The organism is Novosphingobium endophyticum (assembly GCF_014640675.1).
In the GTDB taxonomy this organism is placed as follows: domain Bacteria; phylum Pseudomonadota; class Alphaproteobacteria; order Sphingomonadales; family Sphingomonadaceae; genus Novosphingobium; species Novosphingobium endophyticum.
Map to the genome: position 1 here is coordinate 17,953 of NZ_BMHK01000024.1, position 24,254 is coordinate 42,206.

Annotated in this window: 21 protein-coding genes; 12 read left to right on the top strand and 9 right to left on the bottom strand. The window is 63.4% G+C overall.

From position 1 onward, the window contains the following. Window positions 1-5: 5 nt before the first annotated feature. Both IEX32_RS15150 and IEX32_RS15155 read right to left on the bottom strand, forming a co-directional pair. On the bottom strand, window positions 6-1,328 hold the full coding sequence (locus IEX32_RS15150; RefSeq protein WP_188772390.1) for a GGDEF domain-containing response regulator: 1,323 nt from the start codon (window positions 1,326-1,328) through the stop codon (window positions 6-8). 246 nt (window positions 1,329-1,574) lie between these two features. Continuing rightward, window positions 1,575-2,054: a hypothetical protein gene (locus IEX32_RS15155; protein WP_188772391.1), complete on the bottom strand. Its 480-nt coding sequence runs from the start codon at window positions 2,052-2,054 to the stop codon at window positions 1,575-1,577. 145 nt (window positions 2,055-2,199) lie between these two features. On the opposite strand from IEX32_RS15155, the gene IEX32_RS15160 reads away from it, so the two are divergent. From IEX32_RS15160 to IEX32_RS15180, 5 genes are all read left to right on the top strand, one after another. Next, window positions 2,200-3,219 (top strand): NAD(P)H-dependent flavin oxidoreductase, encoded by a 1,020-nt coding sequence (locus tag IEX32_RS15160; protein WP_188772392.1) that lies wholly within the window; start codon window positions 2,200-2,202, stop codon window positions 3,217-3,219. 84 nt (window positions 3,220-3,303) lie between these two features. Beyond that, a complete protein-coding gene (locus IEX32_RS15165; RefSeq protein WP_188772393.1) occupies window positions 3,304-3,705 on the top strand; it encodes a VOC family protein in 402 nt (133 codons plus the stop codon). Window positions 3,706-3,800: 95 nt separating this feature from the next. Then, window positions 3,801-4,673, top strand: coding sequence for a dienelactone hydrolase family protein (locus tag IEX32_RS15170; protein ID WP_188772394.1), 873 nt, complete (start codon window positions 3,801-3,803; stop codon window positions 4,671-4,673). Window positions 4,674-4,807: 134 nt separating this feature from the next. After that, window positions 4,808-5,752, top strand: coding sequence for an SPFH domain-containing protein (locus IEX32_RS15175; RefSeq protein WP_188772418.1), 945 nt, complete (start codon window positions 4,808-4,810; stop codon window positions 5,750-5,752). Continuing rightward, window positions 5,752-6,204 carry an NfeD family protein gene (locus IEX32_RS15180; protein ID WP_188772395.1) on the top strand — a complete coding sequence of 151 codons (453 nt, stop codon included), beginning with the start codon at window positions 5,752-5,754 and terminating at the stop codon, window positions 6,202-6,204. The genes IEX32_RS15175 and IEX32_RS15180 overlap by 1 nt, the downstream gene beginning before the upstream one ends. 24 nt (window positions 6,205-6,228) lie before the next feature. Here IEX32_RS15180 and IEX32_RS15185 read toward each other — a convergent pair whose 3' ends face one another. The 5 genes from IEX32_RS15185 to IEX32_RS15205 form a co-directional block, all read right to left on the bottom strand. Next, entirely contained in the window at window positions 6,229-7,380 is a 1,152-nt protein-coding gene (locus IEX32_RS15185) for an oxidoreductase (RefSeq protein ID WP_188772396.1), read from the bottom strand. Window positions 7,381-7,428: 48 nt separating this feature from the next. Next, complete coding sequence (locus IEX32_RS15190) at window positions 7,429-8,043, bottom strand: nucleotidyltransferase family protein (protein ID WP_229736396.1); 615 nt, start codon at window positions 8,041-8,043, stop codon at window positions 7,429-7,431. A gap of 20 nt (window positions 8,044-8,063) precedes the next feature. Beyond that, complete coding sequence (locus IEX32_RS15195) at window positions 8,064-8,666, bottom strand: TetR/AcrR family transcriptional regulator (RefSeq protein WP_188772397.1); 603 nt, start codon at window positions 8,664-8,666, stop codon at window positions 8,064-8,066. Between the two features lie 73 nt (window positions 8,667-8,739). Continuing rightward, on the bottom strand, window positions 8,740-9,381 hold the full coding sequence (locus IEX32_RS15200) for a murein L,D-transpeptidase catalytic domain-containing protein (protein ID WP_373285456.1): 642 nt from the start codon (window positions 9,379-9,381) through the stop codon (window positions 8,740-8,742). 87 nt (window positions 9,382-9,468) lie between these two features. Further along, complete coding sequence (locus IEX32_RS15205; protein ID WP_188772399.1) at window positions 9,469-10,713, bottom strand: polyhydroxyalkanoate depolymerase; 1,245 nt, start codon at window positions 10,711-10,713, stop codon at window positions 9,469-9,471. Window positions 10,714-10,968: 255 nt separating this feature from the next. On the opposite strand from IEX32_RS15205, the gene IEX32_RS15210 reads away from it, so the two are divergent. The 5 genes from IEX32_RS15210 (at window position 10,969) to IEX32_RS15230 (ending at window position 17,745) form a co-directional block, all read left to right on the top strand. Next, window positions 10,969-12,804: an ABC transporter transmembrane domain-containing protein gene (locus IEX32_RS15210; protein ID WP_188772400.1), complete on the top strand. Its 1,836-nt coding sequence runs from the start codon at window positions 10,969-10,971 to the stop codon at window positions 12,802-12,804. A 110-nt stretch (window positions 12,805-12,914) separates the two neighbouring features. Then, window positions 12,915-15,041, top strand: a complete 2,127-nt coding sequence (locus IEX32_RS15215; RefSeq protein ID WP_188772401.1) for a M13 family metallopeptidase — start codon at window positions 12,915-12,917, stop codon at window positions 15,039-15,041. Between the two features lie 77 nt (window positions 15,042-15,118). Further along, entirely contained in the window at window positions 15,119-15,460 is a 342-nt protein-coding gene (locus tag IEX32_RS15220; protein WP_229736398.1) for a DUF3703 domain-containing protein, read from the top strand. Window positions 15,461-15,545: 85 nt separating this feature from the next. Then, window positions 15,546-15,998, top strand: a complete 453-nt coding sequence (locus IEX32_RS15225) for a tRNA (cytidine(34)-2'-O)-methyltransferase (RefSeq protein ID WP_188772403.1) — start codon at window positions 15,546-15,548, stop codon at window positions 15,996-15,998. A gap of 181 nt (window positions 15,999-16,179) precedes the next feature. Continuing rightward, the gene (locus IEX32_RS15230) at window positions 16,180-17,745 is read left to right on the top strand and encodes a glycosyl hydrolase (protein WP_188772404.1); all 1,566 of its coding nucleotides are present in this window, start codon (window positions 16,180-16,182) and stop codon (window positions 17,743-17,745) included. Window positions 17,746-18,022: 277 nt separating this feature from the next. Here the strand turns inward: IEX32_RS15230 and IEX32_RS15235 are convergent, their stop codons facing one another. Continuing rightward, window positions 18,023-18,637 (bottom strand): carboxymuconolactone decarboxylase family protein, encoded by a 615-nt coding sequence (locus IEX32_RS15235; protein ID WP_188772405.1) that lies wholly within the window; start codon window positions 18,635-18,637, stop codon window positions 18,023-18,025. A 67-nt stretch (window positions 18,638-18,704) separates the two neighbouring features. Next, a complete protein-coding gene (locus tag IEX32_RS15240; RefSeq protein WP_188772406.1) occupies window positions 18,705-20,912 on the bottom strand; it encodes a TonB-dependent receptor in 2,208 nt (735 codons plus the stop codon). A gap of 505 nt (window positions 20,913-21,417) precedes the next feature. Between IEX32_RS15240 and IEX32_RS15245 the strand changes: the two genes are divergently transcribed. Together IEX32_RS15245 and IEX32_RS15250 are read left to right on the top strand one after the other, a co-directional pair. Next, the gene (locus IEX32_RS15245) at window positions 21,418-21,768 is read left to right on the top strand and encodes a putative quinol monooxygenase (RefSeq protein WP_188772407.1); all 351 of its coding nucleotides are present in this window, start codon (window positions 21,418-21,420) and stop codon (window positions 21,766-21,768) included. A gap of 102 nt (window positions 21,769-21,870) precedes the next feature. Continuing rightward, window positions 21,871-24,231: a TonB-dependent receptor gene (locus IEX32_RS15250; protein WP_188772408.1), complete on the top strand. Its 2,361-nt coding sequence runs from the start codon at window positions 21,871-21,873 to the stop codon at window positions 24,229-24,231. The last annotated feature ends 23 nt before the right edge of the window (window positions 24,232-24,254 follow it).

The window sequence follows — 24,254 nt, forward strand, 5'->3', positions numbered from 1 at the left end:
GGCGATCAGGCGCTGTAGAAGGCGGCGTCCGCGCAGACCCGGTTGCGGCCCTGTTCCTTGGCCATGTAGAGCATCTGGTCGGCGGCGTTGAGATTGTTGTCGAGCCCTTCGGCGAACTGGACGACGGCCACGCCGATCGAGGCGGTCACCCGAAGTCTGGTCTGGTTGTGCGGGATTGCGGCCTCGGCAATGGATTGGCGTACTTCCTCGCAGACGGCGATCGCCTCGTCGCTCGACATGTCGCTCAGCAGCAGGACGAATTCCTCGCCGCCGAGGCGGGCCGAGAGACCCTTGCAGCGCCCGAGCACTTTCAGCACGACTTTTGCCACTATTTGAATCACCTGATCGCCGACATCATGGCCGTAGCCGTCGTTGACTTTCTTGAAGTGGTCGATGTCGAGGATCGCCAGTGAAGCGTGACCGCTCCTCTCCTGAAGCTGGGCAAGCAGGGGCTGCGCGCGGTCGAAGAAGGCGCGGCGATTGTACATTCCGGTGAGGAAATCCCGCTCGGCCATGTACTGGAGCCTGCGCATCTGGCTCAGCGTCTCTATGTTGCCGGCTACCCGGCACTTCACCTCTTCGACGATGAACGGGCGGTAGATGAAGTCCGAAGCCCCCGCCTTGAGCAGCGCCGCGGAGAGATAGGGGTCGGTGCTCGACGAAATGCCGATGATCCGTACCTGTTCGGGCGGATAGGCGGCCCGGATGCGCCGGGTCAGTTCCTGCCCGTCGATGTCCGGCATGTGAAAGTCGGTGATGACGAGCGGGATGTTGTCATTGGCTTCCAGAACCGCGAGCGCCTCCTCGCCGCAGGATGCCTCATGGATCCGGTAGTTCTGCACACGCAGGATTTCGGTGAGAGCGAGGCGGGCGCTCTCGGTGTCGTCGACGACCAAGATAGAGGCCACATTGGCATTGGTGACCCGCAGGATCGTGCGGATGATGTGATCGACCGTGTCCGGTGCGTCCTTGATGAAGTAATCGACGACATGCGATGCGCAGGCCCGTTCACGGACCTTGCGGTTGAGTGTGGCGGTAAACAGGATCGTGGGAACGCCGTTTTCCTCGAGCAGGTCGATGATCTCTCCGTCGGGTGCGTCGGGCAGGTTCATGCCGGTCACGGCCAGGCAGGGCCGGCCCTGTGCCAGCGCGCGCGACGCATCGGCATAAGTCTTGCACCATTCCACTTCTTCGGCGGTCTCCGCCTCGATGCGCGACTTCAGCATAAGCGCCATCGCCGCTGAATCCTCCACCAGCATGATCGAGCGCGATGCCTGCGCGGTGGCATCGGCGGGCCGGGCCTGATCACTCATGCGGAAACGGGTCATCGGAGACTCCTTTTTCGTGGAGGGGCAGCCGAAAGGACCCATCGCTGCGGCGCTGAATGCCACAGTGTGGTTAGATTTTGATGAACCGCGCGTCCCCGGCGTTTCCCGGATGTCCTTGTATGCCCGTCGTTTACGTGCCGAAAATGCGCAGTCCTTGCGTGTTCCCGCCTGTCCTCGCCGCCAACCGGATGAGTGCTCCTCACTCTGAGCCGGGGAAGGGATCGGCGATGCGGATCGATCCGCTGCTCAGTGCGCGCGGTAGATGGCGAGGCGCGACTTGATGCGGTCGAGCGCGCCGCGTGCCTTCGCCGGGTCTCCGGCATGAAACGCGGACATGGCGGTTTCGATGTGGGTCATCAGAAACGCGCGCAGCGCCCCCGGCACTTCGGGGCCAAGCGAGTTCGCATCGGCGGCCATCTGCGCGGTGCGGGCCAGCGCCGCGCTGTAATCTGCGCCGCCGATCTGCAATCCGGCGGATTCGGCGGCGGCCGCGGCTTCGATCCGGAGCAGCAGTTCGCGTGATGCGGGCTTAACATCCCACGAGGAGGTCATCGCTGACAGCTCTGCATTTCTGTCGGACGCGACACCGGCTTCGGGCATCGCGGCGCGGCCGGCGAGGATACCGCCGGCGACAGCGGCAAAGACGAGACCGGCGGCGGCAAGCAGCACGGGTGCGGGACGGCGCAGGTCGCATATTGCCCGGACGGCCCGCGAAATCCGGCTCATGGATCGCTCCTCGTCGCTTGCTCGCGCTCCTTTTCACAGGGAAACGCGCGAAATCCACCAATGCATCGCACTCTGAACGCTTGTCTGGCACGGCACGTCCGCCTATGGCGCTTGCCCTGTTCCGACGCGGGCTATGGGAGCAACGATGGCCGCCTTTATCAAGACCTCAGCGCTGATGGCGCGAGGATGCGAATTTCTCGGCAGCGAACATGCGATCCTGTGTGGCGCCATGTCCTGGGTGTCGGAGCGCAACCTCGTCTCCGCGATCAGCAACGCCGGTGGTTTCGGCGTGATCGCCTGCGGTGCGATGACGCCCGAGCTGCTCGATGCGGAAATCACGGGAACGAAGGCGCTCACCGCAAAGCCCTTCGGCGTCAATCTCATCACCATGCACCCGCAGCTCTTCGACCTGATAGAGGTCTGCGCGAAACATCGGGTGGGGCACGTTGTGCTGGCCGGCGGCATCCCGCCCAAGGGCAGCGTCGAGGCGATCAAGGTCCACGGCGCGAAGGTCATCTGCTTTGCCCCTACTCTGGCGCTGGGCAAGAAGCTGCTGCGCTCGGGCGCCGATGCGCTGGTGATCGAGGGCATGGAGGCCGGCGGGCATATCGGCCCGGTCTCGACGTCCGTGCTGGCGCAGGAGATCCTGCCTGAACTCGCCGCCGACAATCTCGTTTTCGTGGCCGGCGGCATCGGCCGGGGCGAGCTGATCGCGGGCTATCTCGAGATGGGCGCGGCGGGCGTCCAGCTCGGAACCCGGTTTGCCTGCGCGAACGAATCCATCGCCCATCCGGATTTCAAGAAGGCCTTTTTCCGCGCTTCGGCCCGTGACGCCATTGCCTCGGTCCAGGTCGACCCGCGCCTGCCGGTGATCCCGGTACGCGCCCTCAGGAACAAGGGCACCGACGAATTCACCGCGAAGCAACTGGAAGTCGCGCGCCTGCTCGACGAAGGCGTCGTCGACATGGGGCAGGCGCAGCTCGAGATCGAACACTTCTGGGCGGGCGCACTGCGCCGCGCGGCGATCGACGGCGATGTCGAGCGCGGATCGATCATGGCCGGCCAGTCGGTCGGAATGGTCACCAGGGAAGAACCGGTCGCCGAGATCATCGCTGCGCTCATGAGCGAGAGCGAATCCGCGCTCACCGCGCGGGTCGCCGCCTGAGGGACAGATCGGCAACGCCGCACGGCACTTGTGCCCGGCGCATGGGCGGACCATGATGCCCCGGAAGCGGAACGAGAGAAAGCCATGCAGGTCAGCGGCATCGACCATGTCAACATCCTCACCGATGAGCTTGAGAAGACGGCAGCCTTCTACGAGAACCTTCTTGGCCTGACCCGAAGCGAGAACCCGGCGGTCAAAATGAGCATCTCGGGCTACTGGATGCGCGACACTGCCGGCAATGCGATCATCCACCTCGTCGACCGGCTCTCCGCGCCCGACCGTTACTCCGACTATCGTCCGGGTGAGCCGACCCATGCGGTGCATCATGTCGCGTTGCGGTGCGCGGGCTTCGAGGAAACCGTCGCGAAGCTGAACGAGATGGCCTGCGAGTACAGAGTGAGCGGCGTTGAGCGCCTCGGGCTGCGGCAGATATTTGTTGCCGATCCCAATGCCGTGAATCTGGAACTCAACTTCACCGGAGACTGAAACCGGCATACCCGCTTCGCTTGCAAACCAATCGCTCGCAAGACGATCCTCGTCTTGGTACCCTGCGGGCAAATCGAGCGAGACGGGAGCCCCTCATGTGTGATGAATTCACCGGTCAGGCCGAAGAGGCCAACCTTGCCCGGCGCGGGCTCAGTCGGCGGGAGTTCGCCGCTCTCGGCGCCACGATCGCGCTTGTCGGCTGCTCACGGCCGGCGAACGGCGAAGGCGGTAGCCAGGTGCGCGAGCGGATGGTCTCGATCACGATGCCCGGCGGCGTCGCCGACGCCTTTTTCGTCCACCCGGCCGAAGGGACCCATCCGGGCATCGTGATGTGGCCCGACATTGCCGGGCTTCGCGAGGCGTTCAAGATCATGGCCCGCACGCTCGCGGCGGAAGGCTATTCCGTGCTCGTGGTCAACCAGTACTATCGCGGCGGACCGGCGCCGCTGCTCGAAAGCTTTTCCGAATGGCGCACGCCCGAGGGACAGGCGAAGATCGCGCCCTTGCGCGAACAGCTGACGCCCGAGGCGATCACCAGCGACGCGGCCGCCTTCGTCGCCTTTCTCGACAGCGATGACGCGGTGGACAAGACCCGCGGGGTCGGCAGCAACGGCTATTGCATGGGCGGGCCGTTCACCGTCCGTACGGCGGCCGCCGTGCCTGCCCGCGTCGGAGCCGCCGCTTCGCTCCACGGCGGCGGGCTGGTGACGGACGAGCCCGACAGTCCGCATCGCCTGCTCGCGAAGACCCAGGCCGCGTACTTCTTTGCGATCGCCCGCAACGACGATGCCCGCGACCCCGAGGTCAAGGTCAAGCTGCGCGAGGCCGCGCAGGCTGCGGGCCGCCCTGCACAGGTCGAGGTCTATCCCGCCGATCACGGCTGGTGCGTGCCCGATTCCCCGTCGTGGGACCCTTCGCAGGCCGACGAGGCCTGGAACAGCATGCTCGCGCTTTTTTCGAAACTCTGACACCGCATTGACGCGGCATTTACTTGCCCCTGCCACGCTGCGCGCTAGGGTCGCTTCCGGGCGGCAGTCAAAGGGGGCATTCGGTGCTGGAATTTCTCGTTGCGTTGGTGGTAGTCGTCGTCGTGTTCCTGATGATGGGCGTGCGCGTCGTGCGGCAAGGCTATGTCTATACAATCGAGCGTCTGGGCAAGTACACGCTGGCGGCGCATCCCGGCCTTCACGTCATCATCCTCTTCGTCGACCGGGTCGGCCAGAAGGTCAACGTGATGGAACAGGTGCTCGACATTCCGGGGCAGGAGATCATCACCAAGGACAACGCCATGGTCGGCGTGGACGCGGTGGTCTTCTTCCAGGTGCTCGATGCCGGCAAGGCGGCATACGAGGTGCACAACCTCTATGCCTCGATCATGGCGCTCACGACCACCAATCTGCGTACCGTCATGGGCTCGATGGACCTCGACGAAACGCTTTCCAAGCGTGACGAGATCAACGCGCGGCTGCTATCGGTGGTCGATCACGCGACTTCGCCATGGGGCGTCAAGATCACCCGCGTCGAGATCAAGGACATCCGCCCGCCGCAGGACATCTCCAACGCCATGGCCCGCCAGATGAAGGCCGAGCGTGAGAAACGCGCCGAGATCCTCGAGGCCGAAGCAAGCCGCGCTTCGGCGATCCTGCGCGCCGAGGGCGAGAAGCAGTCGCAGATCCTCTCTGCCGAGGGCCGGCGCGAGGCCGCCTTCCGCGATGCCGAGGCCCGCGAACGCGAAGCCGAGGCCGAAGCGCGCGCGACCAACATGGTCAGCCAGGCGATCGCCGAATCCGGCAGCCAGGCGATCAACTACTTCATCGCCCAGAAATATACCGATGCCGTGGGCAAGTTCGCGACGTCGCCCAATGCAAAGACGATCCTGTTCCCGGTCGAGGCGACACAGCTCATAGGTACGCTTGGCGGTATTGGCGAACTGGCCAAGGAAGCCCTGAATGGCAATCCGCCGGCTCCTCCGGCCCCGCCAGCGCCCCCCGCCGCGCCTCGCCGCTCCACCTCCACGGTGCCGCGGACGCCCGGCGGAAACATCTGATGGACGGGCTGATCGACCTTGAGGTACATTACACCTGGCTGGCGATTGGCCTGGTGCTGGCGGTCGCCGAAATGGCGATTCCCGGCGTGTTCCTCATCTGGATGGCCGGCGCGGCGCTGATTACCGGCCTGGTGACCTGGCTGGTGCCGATCGGGTTGCCGTTGCAGATTGTGCTCTTCGCACTGCTGTCGATCCTCGCGGTCTTCACCGGCAAGCGGCTGCTCAAGGATCATCCCGTCATTGCCGCCGATCCCATGATGAACCAGCGCGGCGAGCGCGTCGTGGGCGAGACGGTCATGGTGACGCAGGCGATCGAGGGCGGCTCGGGCCGTGTCCGGCTGGGTGACAGCGAATGGCTCGCAAAAGGGCCGGACGCGGCGGTGGGAATGCGGCTGAAAGTCGTGGGGCACGACGGCGTGGTGCTGAAGGTGGAGCCGCCGGAACAGGGCTGAACAGCCCCATGCTCTCGGCGCGGTCTAATCCTTCACATGGGCCATCAGCGCTTCGTCCAGCGCCTTGGGCGAGAACGGCTTGAGGCGGTCGAACCGGCCCGCCTGCACCAGTTTCGGCCAGTCCGGCTCGGCGATCATCGCGCGCCCGACGGCGATGAGATCGAAATCCCCGCGATCCAGGCGGCGCATGAGGTCGTCGAGGCGGCCCAGGTCCAGCCCGGACGTCCTGCCTTCGCCGAGGTTGGCGAAAAAGTCGCTGTCGAGCCCGATCGAACCGATAGTGCAAGTCGGCACGCCGGTCACCTTCTTCACCCAGCCCGCAAGGTTGAGATCGGCGCCGTCATTGAAGCATGGCTCCCAGAAGCGGCGCTGCGAACAGTCGACAAGATCGACGCCCGCCTCGACAACAGGGGCCAGCAGTTCCTCGAGTTCCTGCGGCGTATCAGCGAGACGCGCGTCATAGTCGACCATCTTCCATTGCGAGAGGCGCAGGATGAGCGGCATGCCCGGCTCCAGTTCGGCACGGCAGGCGCGGATCACTTCGGCGGCGAACTGGCCACGGGCGCGGGCGGAACCGCCGTAGCGGTCGCCGCGGTGGTTGAGCGCCTTCCACAGGAACTGATCTATCAGATAGCCGTGCGCGCCGTGCAGTTCGATCCCGTCGAAGCCGAGTTCGACGGCCTTGCGCGCGCCGCGCGCATAGGCGGCGATGACATCGTCGATCTCGGCCTGCGACATACCGTCGCAGACCTTGTTGGCGGGATCGATGTATCCTGACGGACTGACCTGGCCGAGTTCCGGCCGATAGGCGAGCGGACCGCCGACGAGCACGTCGGGCCCGCGATAGATCAATCCGACGTGCCACAGCTCCGGGATGCATATCCCCCCCGCGGCGCGAACCTTCCGCGCGACGTTGCGCCAGCCGGCAAAGGCGTCCTCGCCGTGAAACCGGCCCAGCAGCGGATTGTCGCCGGAGCAGGGGTGGTCGATGTAGACACCTTCAGTGACGACGAGGCTGGCGCCGCCGCTGGCGCGGCGCGCGTAGTACATCGCGGCTTCTTCCCCCGGCACGCCGCCTTCGCAGACCTGAAGGCCCATCGGCGGAAAAACGATGCGGTTGGGCAGCTCGAACCTGCCGAGGCGGAAGGGGGTGAACAGGGGGCTGAAGTCTGTCATGCGGCGGGCATGTTCCTCTCCTGCGGTCGCGGGGTTCCCGGTCCGGCCTTAACCTGATCGGTCCCGGCTCGCCGATCGTCCGAGGTCTTCGGGCCGATCGACGTCGAAATGTATGCCCGGATTTGTACACTCGTCAAACACGACGTCCTTGCGCGAACGCAGCAGACGCCCGGCGCCCTCGTCTCCGCTCAGCGCGGCGATGTCCGGAAAGGCGCGGGAGGAAAGCAGCACCGGGTGGCCGGGGCGCCCGCCGAACCGGGGCACCGCCGCGTAGTTGTCGTCCAGCAAGAGCGCCAGCCGCTCCGCCTCCTCGCGGGGAACGCGCGGCATGTCGCCCAGGAACACGAAAGCGCCGTCCGCATCGGTCGTCGCAGCGATGCCCGCTTTGAGCGATTCCGACATGGCGGCGCTGACGAGGCGGCGGACCTCGACAGGGGGAATGCCCTGCCAGCTTCCGACGTCGAGACCGGGCCTGGCGACGACGATCACACGCGCAACCGGTGCCGCGCGCGCTGCGCGGATCGCATGAAACAGCAGCGGCTCGCCATCGAGCAGCGCGGACAGCTTGTCACCGCCGAAGCGCGTCGCCGAACCGGCGGCAAGGACAAGCGCGACCAGTTTCAGGCGCGGTTCGCGATCGGATGGTGGCGCCTGTTCGTCCATGCGCTATGCCCCGGCCGGGACTATCGAGCGGTCTCCGGCCTCTCGACACGGTCCTCGATGAGCGGCGCGATTACCAGCCGATGCAGGATAGTGGCTATCTGCTCGGGGCTATATTCCCGATCCTGCGACAGCCACCAGGCGAGAATGTCGATGGTCGATCCGGTGCCGTGCACGACGGCGAGATCCGATGGCAACCAGTCGCGCGTGTTCTGCTCCTTCTCGGCAACCCCCTGAGCCTGACGGATGAATTCGCGCCGCACGATGCTGGCGGCGCCTCCGGCAAGCAGGGCGGACCAGAGGCCGGCGTGTTCCCCGACATACCTGCACAGCGCCAGGGTCGATCTATAGCTGTCCGTGTCGTGCAGGATGGGCAAGGTCATGGCGAGCAGGCCCGAGATTTCCTCGGCCGCGACGTCGGCCAGAAGCGCTTCCTTGGTCGGATAGTGCCGGAAGAAGGTCGCGTATCCGGTCCGCGCGCGCGCCGTGATCTCGCGGATCGTCAGCTGATCGAAGGGCTGTTCCTCAAGCAGTGCCAGCAGCGCGGCGTTGAGCGCATTGCGCGAACGAACCTGCCGCGCGTCCGTGGGCGCGTCTCTTTTCAATCCGGTGAGGCTGCCAGTCATGGCGATTGCGTAACACCCCGTGACAGGGGTGTCTAACCCGGTTCGACACGCAGCCATGCATGTCGGTAGGAAATCAGCTTTCCCCGATGCGGTCCGCGAACAGCAGGCGCCCGCCGGAGAGGTGCCAGAGCGCCTCGTTGAAGTCGGAATTGCTCATCGCAAAGCAGCCCTCGCTGCGACCCAGCTTGCCCCACTTGTCGATCATGGACCGGTCGACGTACCAGGCCGGATGCATGACGATGGCCCGTTCGAGCGCCAGCGAATTGTCTTCGTCCAGGCCCTTGAGGCGAATCGAAGTGCCGTACTTGCCACGGTACCATTCGCAGGTCAGGAAAGCCCCGCGCGACGTCGCTTCCGATCCAGGGGTGTTCGAGAACCTCTGCAGCCAGCCGCTGTGCTGCGGATCGGAACCCCTGCCGTGCGCCAGCAGGAACGAACGCACGGTGCCCGCCTCGATATTGGCGAAATGCATACGCGGCTTCCACGAAGGTTGCGCGAAGTCCGCAATACCGATCAGATCGGTGCGCCACAGCTTGTTGCCCACCCGGCTTGCTTCGCGAGCGGCAACGTCAAGAACGCGCTTCTCGTAAGGTGTGAGGGCGGAGGCGGTCGGCTCGGCCGCCAGGAGTCGCGAAGGAAGTGCCAGACCGGCGCCTGCCGCCATGGCCCCCTTCAAAACAGTCCGCCGATTTAACGTGCTACCCATGACATCCATGGTAGCCTATCCGCGTGAATTTTTCCACCCGCATGAACCCGGTGACAGCCCGATCCGATCGCATCCCGGCAGGAACGGAGCCTCGGATCAGGCGACCACCTTGAGCGAGGTCCTGCCGTGCTGCCTGATCCAGCTCTCCACTGCCGGCGCGATGCGCGTGCGCCACTTGCTGCCATTGAAGATCCCGTAATGGCCGACTCCTTCGGCCAGGTAATACTTCTTGCTTTCGTCCGGCAGGTGCGTGGCCAGATGCAGCGCGGCCCTGGTCTGGCCAATCCCCGATATGTCGTCCTTCTCGCCCTCGATCGCCAAGAGCGCGGTATCGCGAATGGCGGCGGGATCGATTCGCTCGCCGCGATGGACGAACTCGCCCTTGGGAAGCGAGTGCTTCTGGAACACATGCTCGACCGTCTGAAGATAGAAGTCGGCGGTCATGTCGCAGACGGAACGGTATTCGTCGTAGAACGCCTTGGTGGCCGCCGCGCTTTCGCCGTCGCCTTCGACGAGGTGTTTGAACAAGTCAAAATGGCTGATCATGTGGCTGCCCAGGTTCATCGCCATGAAGCCGGCCAGTTGCAGGAAACCGGGATAGACCCGGCGTCCGGCGCCCGGATAGGTCAACGGGACAGTGGCGATGACGTTGTGCTCGAACCAGGAAAGCGGCTGCTGCATGGCCACGTCGTTGACGCTGGTGGGCGCCTCGCGCGTGTCGATCGGCCCGCCCATCATGGTCAGCGTCGCCGGGCGGCAGGGGTGCGCGTGCTTGCCCATCACCGCAGCGGCGGCAAAGGCCGGGACGGAAGGCTGGCAAACCGCCAGCACATGCGTGCCCGGGCCGATGCAATCGAGGAAGTCGATCAGATAGTCGATATAGTCGTCGAGATCGAAGCGGCCTGCGGAAGAAGGAACCATCTTCGCGTCGGCCCAGTCGGTGACATAGACCTCGCAGGACTGGAGCATGCGCTCGGCCGTGCCGCGCAGGAGCGTGGCGTAGTGACCACTCATCGGCGCGACGATCAGCAGCTTCGGCGCATTCTTGGGCAGGCCCTTGTGATCGAAGCGCAGCAGGTTGCCGAAGGGGCGATGACGCACGATCGCCTCGACCACGCCATGGGTCGATCCGTCGACGGTGACCTCTTCGATCCCGAATTCCGGCTTGCCGCGCGGCGCGGCGGCATGGGCGAAGACGTCAAGTGCCGATGCCATGACCGGGCCGAAGCCGAAATAGCCAACCGGAAGTGCCGGGTTGGTGAGGATTTCCGCGCCGACGGAAGCCCAGGCAGCCGCGTTACCGAGCATTGTGCGCTGCAGTTCATATGCGTTGTAAAGCAAGCTTCAACTCCTGGCCGACCCAGCCGCTATCGTTATGATTAAGATCAATGTGCGCCCAAAATTCTGATTGTGCAATGCGGCATTACCGGGCTCGTGCATCTCGATGGCGCCATTTACCTGTTTGCGGCTCAAGAGAATGTTCGGGATGCGGCACCGGCCCATTCCTCCACCCGCCCCCGACCGCAGGACGGTGCCGCATTTCCGAATGGTCTCTAAGCCTTTCCCTTGGCGCGCCGAGGCTGTAAGGGGCCGCGCATGGACGCCAATCCGGGCCAGTACGAACAGTCGACAAGCGGAACCAGCGCGGCAGGCGGGACCGCGGCTCGTCGCCGAAGCCTCGGCCCCTTGCAAATGGTCTGGCGCGAGCTTTTCAATTATCCCGGACGCGTGATCGTCGCGGCATGCGCGCTCGTCGTCACGGCGACCTCGACACTCGCGATTCCCTTCGGTTTCCGGCAGATCATCGACCAGGGCTTTGCCCAGGGCGCCGACCCCGCGGTGATCCGCTGGTGGTTCCTGGCGCTGCTGGGCGTCGTCACCGTACTGTCCATCGCCACCGCCATCCGCTTCTACAGCGTGTCGTGGCTGGGTGAACGGGTCGTCGCCGACATTCGCCTGCGCGTCCAGAAGCATCTGCTGTCGCTGTCTCCCAGCTTCTTCGAGGAGAACAGCCCCAAGGAAATCGCGTCGCGCATGACGGCGGACACCGCGATCGTCGAACAGGTCGTGAGCACGACGGTTTCGGTGGCCTTGCGCAACGCGATCATGGCGGTGGGCGGCGTGATATACCTCTTCGCCCTGGCGCCGACGCTGACGGCCGGCCTGGTCGTCGCGATTCCGTTGGTGATCCTGCCGATCACGGCGTTCGGCCGCCGTCTGCGCGTGGTCTCGCGCTCCAGTCAGGACTGCGTTGCCGAAATCGGCGCGAAGACCAGTGAAGTGTTCGGCGCGCTGCGCGTGGTGCAGGCCTTCAATCAGGAAGATCGCGAGCTGGAACGCTTCGGAGGTGCGGTCGAACGCACTTTCGCGACCGGCAAGCGGCGCATCACCATCCGCGCGGTGATGACCGCGGTCATCATGTTCCTGATCTTCGGGTCGATCACCGTCATCATGTGGCGCGGGGCGATTGGCGTAGCCGAAGGCGCGATCACCGGCGGCACGATCGCCGCCTTCGTGGTGACCGCGGGCATCGTCGCCGGCGCTTTCGGTTCGCTGACAGAGGTCTATGGCGACCTCGTGCGCGGTGCGGGCGCCGCGAGCCGGCTGGCGGAACTTCTGGCCGAGCGTCCGGCGATCTCTCCGCCCGCGCGGCCGCAGGCCATGCCCTACCCGGCGCGCGGCAAGATCGCATTCGAGCGCGTGACGTTCCGCTACCCCTCACGGCCCGAAGTCGCGGCGCTGCACGACTTCAGCCTTACGGTCGAGCCAGGCGAGACCGTCGCCATCGTCGGGCCTTCAGGGGCGGGCAAGTCGACGCTGTTCCAGCTCGCCGAGCGGTTCTACGACCCGCAGAGCGGCACGATCAAGATCGACGGCGTGCCGCTGACCTCCGCCGATCCCGCGGAGATTCGCCGGCGCATCGCCCTGGTGCCGCAGGAAGGCGTGCTGTTCGCCGCCAGCGCCCGCGACAACCTGCGCTACGGCAACTGGCAGGCGGACGACGAGGCGATTCGGGCGGCGGTGCGCGCCGCCAACGCGGAAGATTTCCTGAAAGACCTGCCGCAAGGGCTGGACACCTTCCTGGGCGAGGATGGCGGACGCCTCTCCGGCGGCCAGCGCCAGCGCATCGCGATTGCCCGCGCGCTGCTGCGGGACGCGCCGATCCTTCTGCTCGACGAGGCGACGAGCGCGCTCGACGCCGAAAGCGAGCGGCTCGTGCAGGACGCGCTGAACCGGCTGATGCAAGGCCGCACCACGCTCGTGATCGCACACCGGCTGGCCACGGTGCGCGAGGCGGACCGCATCATCGTCATGGATGGCGGCCGGATCGTCGAGCAGGGGACGCATGAAACGCTGGCGGGGGCGGGCGGTCTCTACGCCCGGCTGGCCGCGCTTCAATTCGACAGCGCGCAGGCCTTGCCGGTCGACTGAAAACGCGAATTGGGACTGGCATTGCGCAACAAGGTAATTATGTTGCGCTTCATTGGTGGGTCGGTGGGACCCCCGCCCAGTCCGTGTCGACCAATCCAAAAGGGTAGACCATGCCTCGATTTTCCGGAAAGGCGCTGATCTCGAGCGCCGCGATTTCCGCATTCGTTTTCTCGCTTTCCACTTCCGCGGCCTTTGCCGCCGACGATCCGACGACCGCCTCCTGGGGCGATTTCGGTGTCCAGACCCAATGGATGGAACCTGATGTCAAGCCCGGCGATGACTTCGACTCGTTCGTCAACGGCAAGTGGGTGGCGTCCGTCGAGCTGCCCGCCGACCGCACCCGCTGGGGCTCGTTCGACGAACTGCGCGAGCTTTCCGAAAAGCGCATGCATGGCATCATGGAAAGCCTGCTCGCCTCCAGGCCGGCGCCGGGTACCGACGCGGCGCGCGTCGCCGCCGCCTATTCCGCGTTCATGGATACCGATGCGATCAACGCGGCGGGCCTCGCCCCGGCACGGCCCTATCTCGACCGGATCTTCGCCGCCAGAACGCCTGAAGACCTGGCCAGGCTCTTTGCCTCGCCGGGCTATGCCTCGCCGATCGGCGTCTATGTCGATGCCGACGCCAAGCAGAGCGACATCTACGCACTCCACGCCTCGGTCGCCGGCCTGGGGCTGCCCGACCGCGATTACTACCTGAAGCAGGACGAGCGCTCGAAGGAGATCCGCGCCAAATATGCCGATTACCTGACCTTCCTGCTCGGCAAGGCGGGGTATGCCGATCCGGGCTCGGCGGCGAAGGCCGTGCTGTCGCTCGAGACCGCAATTGCCCAGGCCGACTGGGACCGCGCCGCCGCGCGCAACCGCGATCTCACCTACAACAAGCTGTCGATGGCGGATATCGAGGCGTTCGGGTCCGAGGGGCTGGTCAAGACCTTCATGGACACCTTGGGCGCCGGCGATGCGGCTTACGTCATCGCCGCCGAGATTCCTCCCACGGACGCGGAGCTGAAGGACGCGAAGTTCGATGCGGCTCAGGCCGAAGCGCGGTTCGGCGGCGGCCTGCCGGCCGCGATCAAGCTTGTCGACACCGCGCCGGTCGCTGTCTGGCAGGCCTGGCTCGCGGCCCATTTCCTGCGCGGCCACGCCTCGGTCCTGCCCAGCGACATCGACGATGCGACCTTCGCGTTCTACGGCAAGACGCTGACCGGCCAGCCCGAACAGCGCCCTCGCTGGAAGCGCGGCATCAGCGCGGTTGAAGGCATGGCCGGCGAACTGATCGGCAAGATCTACGCCGAGAAGTACTATCCGCCCGAGAACAAGGTGGCGATGGAGGATCTCGTTGCCAACTTGCGCAAGGCCATGGCGCTGAACCTTCAGGATCTGCCGTGGATGGGGCCGGAAACGCGCGAGGCGGCGGAGGCCAAGCTGGCCGCCTTCACGCCCAAGATCGGCGCGCCCGACACGTTCAAGGAATACGAGGGCCTGACGTTCAAGGCCGACGACGCGCTCGGCAACATGATGGCCGCCGGCAAATGGCACAACGATTTCGAAATGAACCGCATCGGCAAGGCGGTCGACCGCGCCGAGTGGTTCATGCTGCCCGAGACGGTCAACGCCTACTATAATCCGTCGTTCAACGAGATCGTCTTTCCGGCCGCGATCCTGCAGCCGCCATTCTTCAACCTCTCGGCGGACCCGGCGGTGAACTATGGCGCGATCGGCGGCGTAATCGGCCACGAAATGGGGCACGGTTTCGACGATCAGGGCGCCAAGGCCGACGGTGACGGCAACCTGCGCAACTGGTGGACGGCCGAGGACAAGGCCAATTTTCAGAAGCTGCAGGACAAGCTCGAAGCGCAGTACAATGCCTTCTGCCCCTTCGACGATGGCAAGACCTGCGTGAACGGCAAACTTACCATGGGCGAGAACATCGGCGACCTTGGCGGGCTCAGTCTCGCCTACCGGGCCTACAAGCTCTCGCTGAACGGCAAGGAAGCACCCGTGATCGATGGCTATACCGGCGATCAGCGCTTTTTCATGGCCTGGGCGCAGGTCTGGCGCAGCAAGATGCGCGAGGCTCAGGCGCGCCAGTTCCTGGTGACCGACCCGCACTCGCCGCCGCACTACCGCGTCAATGGCATCGTCCGGAACTTCGACGAATGGTACAAGGCGTTCGGCGTAAAGCCCGGCGACAAGCTGTACCTGCCGCCCGAGCAGCGGGTGCGAATCTGGTAGGCCCGGCCGAGTGCGGCCCGAACGGCAGGCGCGGGGCGAACTCGCGTCGGCACACATGAGGGCGTGAAGCGATGAAGGTGGCGCGTTCCGAGAGACAGGCCTTCGTGCGCGGCGAGTATGCCGCATATCGCGAGGCGCGCGATGCGGGCGACCTTTCCCAAGCCTGGCGCCACCTTGAACGTGCGCATATCATCGCCCAGCCGCTGCTGCCGGAACACCTGCGAACGCATGGGATGATGTTGACGCAGGCCCTGCGCGAGCGTGACGCGGCAGAGGCCGCCGGTCAGTTGCTCCGTCTCCTGCTGGTCATTCCCGGCAACGTGACCGGGCGATTGCCCGCCGGAAACAGCGGACGTGCCAGGATCAGCGCATTCCGGCCCATGCCCGTCCCCGCGGACCTTGAGCGTTTCATGGAATGACGCCGGTCACGGAATCTGCGCTGGGGAGCTGAGAAGGTCGTGCCGCAGGCTTGCATGGCGCGCTCGCTGGCGCCAATCAGCCTGAATGCGCATTGCCCTTTTCGAACCGGAAATAGCTGGAAACGTCGGCGCCATTCTGAGGCTCGGTGCCTGTATGGGGGCGGCTGTGGACCTGATCGAGCCCATGGGGTTCGAGTGGGATGACCGAAGAGTACGCCGGGCCGCCATGGACTACATCGATCATGTCGCCATTGCGCGACATGCCGGGTTCGATGCGTTCAGGACCGCAGTCGGTTCGCGAAGGCTGGTGCTGTTCACCACAAAGAGCCGTCAATCGGCTTACGACTTTCGTTTCATGGCCGGCGATGTCCTGCTCTTCGGAAAGGAAAGCGCGGGCGTGCCCGCTGCGGTCGCAGAGGCCTGCCATGCCCAGGTGCGCATTCCGATGCGGGCGCAGGTCCGTTCGATGAATCTTGCCACATCAGCGGCGCTCGCGCTTGGCGAAGCCTTGCGCCAAACGGCGACTTTGCCGAGCTGACCGGGCAGCGGCAGGTTGCCCAGCATGTGCGCGAATTCAGGCGCCGGGCTCCGCGACGTCATAAATCATCTCCGGGCAGCGCCGATACGAACCGATACAAACGAATACAAAGAAAGCAGACATACTCCAGAACTGCATGCTATGAGCACGACGACAATTGATCGCTTGGAGGGGCCCTTAGATGACCACGAAGACTATCCTGCCGGCGCGACTGGCGCTGTCGACTGCGGCGGCGAGCCTGATACTGTCCACGTCCCCGGCGATTTCTCAGCCGACGCCTGCTGCAACCGATGCGCGGTCCGCGACGGTTTCGGTCGACTTTGCGAGTTCGCGCGGGGACTTTCTGCACCCGGAGCGCTACAATAACTTCTCCCGTTGGTCGAGCTGGGCGGCACAGCGTGACGCCGACGTCGGGTTCCTCAACGAGCAAGGGCTGCACGGCGAAATCTACAAGGTGTGGGTCGATGCCGAGCGCATCCACGACCCTGCGAGCGATACCTACAATTACGAGGGCCTCGACGATTACCTTGCCGACGCAAGCCTGCTGTCAGACGAATTGCTGATGGTCATGGACACGCGCGTGTCCGTGCGGGACATGAACCGGAGCCCGGCCGATATCAAGCCGATCATCAAGAGGATCATGACCGATCTGAAGCGACGCTACCCGCGAATTCGCTATGTCGAGGCGTTCAACGAACCGGATCACAATCTGGCGAAAGCCATATCGCCGAGCGAACTCTACGATTACTACAAGGTCTATTATGAGGTCGTGAACGAGATCAATCGCGAGCTGCAGCCGCAGGTGCCGCTGGAAATCGGCGGGCCGGGCTACATGCAGTACAACGAAACATGGATGTACGCTTTCCTCGATCGCTATGCCGCCGATCCATCCCCCGACAAGAAGCTCGATTTCCTTTCCTGGCACGCTTACGGCGAATTTCCCGAAGGCACCGGCGACACGGCCGGACCGCGCGCCTTCCACTTCTACAAGGGCAACCCGAGCGAGATCGCCGGTCAGCGCGAACTGCTGAATGCGGCACTTAGTCGCCGGGGGCTTGATACCGGAATTCCTGCCTTCATTACCGAAACTGGCATCTATCCCGGTCCCTCCTTCGATAACGAGAAGGATGCACGGCCCGACTATCTCATCGGCGCGGCCGGCGTGCCCTCTCTGCACTACTGGTACATGGAGCAGCCCAACACCTACCCGTTCAACTGGGTCGTTCGCCACTTCGGCGAGGAGCGCAAGGATCAGCTGATCACCCGCGCCCGCGATGGTAAGCACATTGCGGTCAGGGGCGGCGACAATGCCGAGGATTTGCCCACCAATATTTTCACCCCCTATGGCAATGCGTTGAAGATGATGGCGATGCTGAAGAAAGAGCGTGTGACGGCGCAGTCAGACGCGCTGGACGAGGGCAAGGGCGTCTACAGCATCGCCACCAAGGACAAGTACGGCGCGGCGGTGATGGTCTGGAACTACCAGCATACCGGGACGCAGTCCTACCAGGTGACCATCGACATGGGCAAACTGCCCGCCAATTTGCGCGGCAAAAGCCTGTGCCAGCGAATGTACCGGATCGACGACACGGTAAGTAATTACTGGGGCAACCCGGCTACCGCCAACCTGCAGCAAGTGGCAGCGGTTCAGGTCGCCTCGACACAGCGGCACAGGGTTTCTGTAGACCTTACGGCGAATGCGCTTCAGTTGGTGACACTGGAGCCGGCAGAATCCTGCGCCACCTGATACCAAGCTGCAGCGATCCCGACCTATGAGGATTGCCAGTCCCGTTTGCTGGCAAGGAGCAGCGGAAACGGCGATGTGGTTCATCGTCGTGACGCTGCGACGAAATCCAGCGGACGGGACTGGCAACCCTGCGGGCGGCATCCTGCCGGCCCTCGGACATCGTCAGGCCCTCGGAACGATGAACCACATCGCCCCTTCGGGCATTCCTCGCCGAGAACCGCCAGTAGGCCGTCCTCATAGGTCGGGATCACTGCAGCTTGGTATGAGCCCGGGCGAGCTAGCCGGTTGCCTTGGCGCCATTGGCCGATGAATGGGCATAACCGAAATCGTGTTCGGGCAGGATCGCATTGCAGATGATTGCCCAAAACGACCACCAGGCTACCGCAACAGTGAATTCGATTGCTCCAAGCTCGCCAAAGTGGCTGGATACCCTCTGAAAGAGTTCCTCCGGCACGTCTCCAGCGACAGCGGCCAACGTGAACTCGATGACCAGCTTCTGCTCCTGGTCAAAGATGTTGCTGATTTTCCAGAACGGAATCGCCGCCTGCATTTCGGCCGAGATGCCCTGCCGTTCGGCTGGCGCAAGGTGTGACTGGAAATTGTAGTCGCACTTGAAATGCAGATTCACCGTCTGGATCATCAGCTGGCGCAGGTCGTTCCTGTCGGTCGTCCAAGGCAGTTCCTGGGTCATGTAGTCGCTGACTTTGATCAGCAACAGCGCCAGCCTGGGATCCCTTGCGACCACGGCGAAGACCTTGCCCGTGTCCGGGATCCTTTCCCCTCCTCCCCAACTGGCGACATGGTCGAACAAGGCCTTGAGGTGCTTGCCGGACTCGCCGGTGCGGCTGAGTGGAAATTCATCCGCTGACTGGACAAGCTTCACACGGGTCATCGTTCTACTCCCATTCTAATCCGAGGATTTCCCGGACAAGCCGGGTTCCGCTGAGCGCAGTCAGGCGTCAGAAGCGGACTTCGCCCTGCAACGCGACTTCCCGAGGACGACTGAACACACCGATGAACTCGTTGGTCGTGCCGGCCGGGCGGCCTGAGGTGGAAATCAAATAGTATGAGTTGGTCAGGTTCCGACCGATGATCGACAGGCGGAAGCGTTCGTCTTCGGGAGAAAGATGCAGGGCAGCGTTAAGCCTCCAGAAGCTGGGCTGGACGCCGCCTGGCGCATTGTCCGCTGCCGATTGGTATTTCGAACTGTAGCTGGCATCCCCGGCAAGATTGACCTTCCAGTCGCCCCCGAGATGAGCGGTGTAGCTGGCTCCCAGATTGAAGGTGAGCTTCGGGGCCCGGGTCAAAGGCTTGCCGGTCAGATCCTGCCTGCCGGCGATGCAACCCTGTGCCGCCGTCTGGCCGGGAAAGCATTGCGAGTCACTATAATTCAGGTACCGCGCCCGGTTGTAGCCAAGATTGCCGCGGAATGAGAGGTCATCGGTCGCGAACCAGTTAAGCGATGCCTGCATGCCCCTTGTACGGGCAGCCGCCGCGTTCTGGATCAGGAAGCTGATCGTTTCCGGGTCGAACGTTCCGAGCTGCAGATCCTTGTACTTGTAGGTGTAGGCTGTCACGTCGAACCGCAGCCGCCGGTCGAACAACTCCCCCTTGTACCCCGCCTCGAAGCCTTCGACTTTCTCCGCCCCGATCTGGACATTTTCCGGCGTCGCGGACGTGAAGAGCAGGGCGGCCGTTGAAATGGCGCCGGCCTTGTAGCCGGTCTTGTACGCGCCATAGACCAGGTGATCGCGCGAAGGCTTCCAGCTGAGAGTGACTTCCGGCGAAATGTTGTCGTCGCTCAGGCGTGCCCGCAATACGCTTCCTTCCGGGCGGAAAGGGAAACTGGAGATGCCGACGGCGCGGTTGACGATGTCCTGCTTCTTCTTGTCATGCGAATATCGCGCGCCGCCCGCCAGTTCGATCGCCGGGGTGATCCGATAGCGGACCTGTCCGAACACCGAGAAGCTCTGGTTGTCGGCGTGGGCGACGGTCTCGACAGTCGTGAAGTTGTTGGCGGTGGGGTTGAGCCCGCCGTGGAAGACGTCAGGATAATTGCCGAAAAAGCGCGACGAATCCTCGAAATAGACGCCGCCCATCAGATTGAGCGCCCCCTCGAAGCCCGTGTCGAAACGCAGCTCCTGTGTGAAGAGCTTGTAATCCTCTTCCTGGACCGACCAGATCGTTGTGAACGGGGTGAAATCGGCGTTCCGCGCGTCGACGAAGTCCTGCTTGTAGTAGCCGGTCGTCGAGGTCACCGTGACATCGCCAAAAGACTTGTCGACGTTGAGCGACCCTAGCACGGCATCGGTCTTGAACGACGGCGCGCCATTGCTCGAAAAGGGGTAATTCGCGGCGAAATCTGCTGGCAGGCCGCCCTCCGACTTGACGCGGTTCTTGGCGCAGTCCCCGGTGGGGAACGGGATCGTGCCGAACAGCGTCGGTACGGTCTGTCCGTTGGTACAGAAGGATTCCGCATATCCTGTCGAGGAATTGAGCTTCTGGTGGCTCAGCAGAACCTTGAGCGTGACATCCAGATCGTCCGATGGCTGCCATGCCACCGTCAGGCGGCCGGTGTAATCCTCGCCCTCGGGCTGCCTTCGGCCGCCGGTTGCGCCTGGCACGGTCACAGCCGGGTTGAGCGGATAGACCACGGGCTCCGCCACGTTGCGCATCCAGCCTTCCATGGAGCTGGCCCGAAACGCGAGCCTCGCTCCGAGGGTGTCGCTCAACGGACCTGAAATTGCGGCTTCGAGATAGCGTTCGTCGGCGGTGAACTCATAACCTGCACGAACGTAGCCCTCCAGAACCTCGGTGGGTCCGGCGCTTCTGAGTGTGATCACGCCGGCGGGTGAGTTCTTGCCAAAGAACAGCACCTGTGGACCTTCCATGATCTCCACCTGCGCCAGATCGAACATGGCCGCGGTGACGATGCGGCCGCGGCTGAGCACCACGTTATCGATGGCCACAGCCACGCTCTGATCAAGGCCAGGGTCGGACGACGTTGAGCTAATGCCGCGGATGCCGATGATTGCCCCCGTGCCAACGGTTTGACGGCCGATCATCACCTGGGGAGCAAGTTCCCCGATCTTCGTGAGGTCCGTTGCAAGGTTGTTCTGGAGCTGGGCCTGCGAAATGACGGCAACCGCAACGGGGACATCCTGCAATGACTCCTCTCGCCTGCGCGCCGTCACAATGATCTCATTGAACCCGCGTTCGGTTACCGCTTGCGCCGCGGACCCTGTGCCTTGGGCCAGGGCGGGAACGGCCTGCACCATAGCGGCTCCGCACAGTAGATACGCGGCAACTTCGCTGAATTTCCTCATCCCATCCTCCTCTGCAACTCGAGCCGTCTGCCCCGGCCCATTCGTTCCAGACCGGTTACCCCGGGTGCTAGCGCGTTTTCTGGCCCGTCATCCAAGTATCAATTATGATATATATTCCATATATGAGATTACTCCATAGCCCGGTGCGAATGTCAAGGCGTTCTGCGAGCCGGCCAAAAGCGCGCGCCTGCAACGAGGGGCGGTATCGGGAAAGCGGGCGATCCCCTGCAGCCGCCGGATTGACATTCGGGCACGGTATCATTTATGGCCATAACATCATTTTTGATATTATGACGCACATTTCCCCAAACGGCATTGTTTCAGGCCACTCAGGACGGGAGAGGACATGCGGATCATTCACGTTACTTTGCGGGTAAAACCGGAGAAGGTCGGACTCTACGAGAACACCTTCAACGAACTCAAAGACAAGGTTCGGCAGTACGAGCCCGGATGTGCGCTTCTGGAAGCGTGCAAGGATCCTGACGATCCGCACACATACCATGTCATCGAAGCCTATACGGATGAGCGCGCCGTCGAGGAGCATGTGAAAACGTCATACTACAAAACGACTGCGGACATTTTCGTGCAGTGCCTTCAGGGCGACCACATGAAAGAAATAGCAGAGCGAAATCTTCAAGGAAGAGAAATGTACGGGGTAATCAAGAACATTGATTTCCAACGTCTGGATTCAATTTAGCAATATAAAAAATCAAATAAGCAGGGAGGTTGTCTTATGTCGCTTCGTGGTGTTTCCTGGTTGCTGACGGGTTCTGTCGCGCTATTCTCCTCGAATGCTGCCTTGGCACAGGCCGAAAACGAATACCCGCAAGGCGTGTCAGAACGCCTGTCCGCACCGACAGCCGGCGAGCCGATCATCGTCACGGCACGCAAGCGCAATGAGTCCATTCTCAAGGTTCCGGTTGTTCTGACCGCGATTTCGCAGGCCCAGCTGGAGCAGTATTCCACCGACGATATCTACACCGTCGCCCACCGGGTTCCGGGCCTGCTTGTCGGCACCTCGCTTGCCGCCAACGGATTGCAGATCTCGATGCGGGGCATTGGCACAACGGCCAATAATGCCACTATCGACAACTCGATTTCGCTCAATGTGGACGGCCTGCAGCTCAGCCAGGGCCTGGCATACAATCTGGGCATGCTCGATCTCGGGCAGATCGAAGTACTGAAAGGCCCCCAAGCGCTCTTCTATGGCAAGAACAGCCCCGCCGGCGTCATATCGCTGCGCAGCGCCGATCCGGGCAACAGCACCGAGTTCAAGGCGCGCGCGGGTTATGAATTCGAAGCGAACGAAGCCATCGGGGAACTCGTCGCATCCGGCCCGGTCTCGGATTCGCTGAAACTGCGTTTTGCCGCCCGGTATTCCGCTAAGGACGGCTATTTCCGCAATGTGGTTCAGGCCAACACCGCCCTTGGCAGTATTGATCCGGCCGATCGGCGCGTGAACCCTACGAAAGACCTGATGATGCGCGGGACGATACTTTTCGAACCGACCGATGGCTATCGCGCCCGCATCAAGGCGTCCTACCAGAACCAGAAGATCGACGGGACATGGCCAGCCTATCAGGGTATTTACTGCCCGGAAGGCACCGGCGGCGTTCCCCCGCTGAACATCCAGTTCATTGGCGACGGCTGCAAACTCGATCGCAAGATCGCGGCAGCCTGGCCAAATCCGGAAGCCTTCGCGCCATTGCGCAATGGAGGAAAGCCCTTCAGCCATCTTGAACAGGCATTGTTCTCGGTCGAAAACACCTTCCGGGTCGCTGACGATCTCGAACTGACATCGCTGAGCGGCCTGTACCTGATGGAGCAGAAATATCTGTTCCTTGCCGGGTTTGCGACGGTCCTGCCGCTCGTCGCCGACAACGACTTCCTGTCCAACCAGTTCACCCAGGAGCTGCGCCTGACGAGCAGCTACGCCGGCCCGTTCAACTTCATGCTGGGCGGATATTACCAGAAGGCGCAGCAGGAAACGCACGTCAATCTTCTGGGCAACACGCAGGCGTTCTTTCCGGCAATAGCGCAGGACAACGATCACGTCATTGATATCGAAGCCGCGTCGCTGTTCGGCCAGTTGATCTGGAAGATCTCCCCCGAACTGGAATTCGCTCCAGGCGTGCGGTGGACCGATGAAACGCGCATCCACAAGCAATGGAACTACGCCGCATCCAATGGCCCGATCGGCCGGTCGGTGCTGCTCGATCCGAGAGTTTCATCTTCCAACTTCTCACCCGAGGCGACACTGACCTACACGCCGTCGGACGACCTGACCCTGTTTGCCGCATTCAAGACAGGCTTCAAGTCCGGCTCATTCAACGGCACGATCTTTGCCGCGCCGACCACGGCCGCATCCTTTGGCGATGAGAAGGTGATCGGCGGAGAAGCGGGCGTGAAGTCCCGGTTGCTCGACGGGCAGATCAATTTCAACGCGGCCGCTTATTATTACCGCTACAAGGACCTGCAGGTCGGCGCCGGCGAAATCCGCGGGCAGGTCATCATCAACCGCACGCTCAACGCCGCCTCGGCAAATGTCTACGGGCTGGACATGGACATGTCCTTTGCGCCCTATGCGGTTCCGGGCCTTTCGGTGCAGGCAGCGCTCAACTACAACCACGCCCGCTATGGTTCTTTCCCGAATGCCCCTTGCGGGAACGGCCAGACCGCGCCGGAGGGCTGCGACCAGCTCCAGAATCCGGTGACCGGCAACTTCTCGGCCCAGGACCTTGCCGGCGAGCCGCTCGTGCGCGCGCCCTCGTGGATGGGCAATTTCGGCATCGATTATGAGATGCCTGTCGGAAACGGCATGGCCGTCGGGGTAGGCGGACTTGTGAGCTACTCGTCGAAATACTCGCTGAACCTCACCAACCTGCCCGGCTTCTTCCAGCCGGCCTATGCCAAGGTCAATGCGAACCTGGCGCTACGGGGCGCTGAGGACGCGTGGGAAGTCGCGCTCATCGGAAACAACCTGACCGACAAGCTCACCTCGGCGAACTGCTTCAACAGCAATCTTCAAAACGGTTCCTTCTACGGCGGCCAGATCCAGGGTGGTCCGTTGCCCGGTCCGGCCGGTGGCGACGAGGCCAACTGCGTGACGGAGCGCGGCCGCGAGGTATGGGTCCGCTTCACCGTGAAGCTGGGCAGCTAGGAGAGCCCATCGGGCGGGGACCA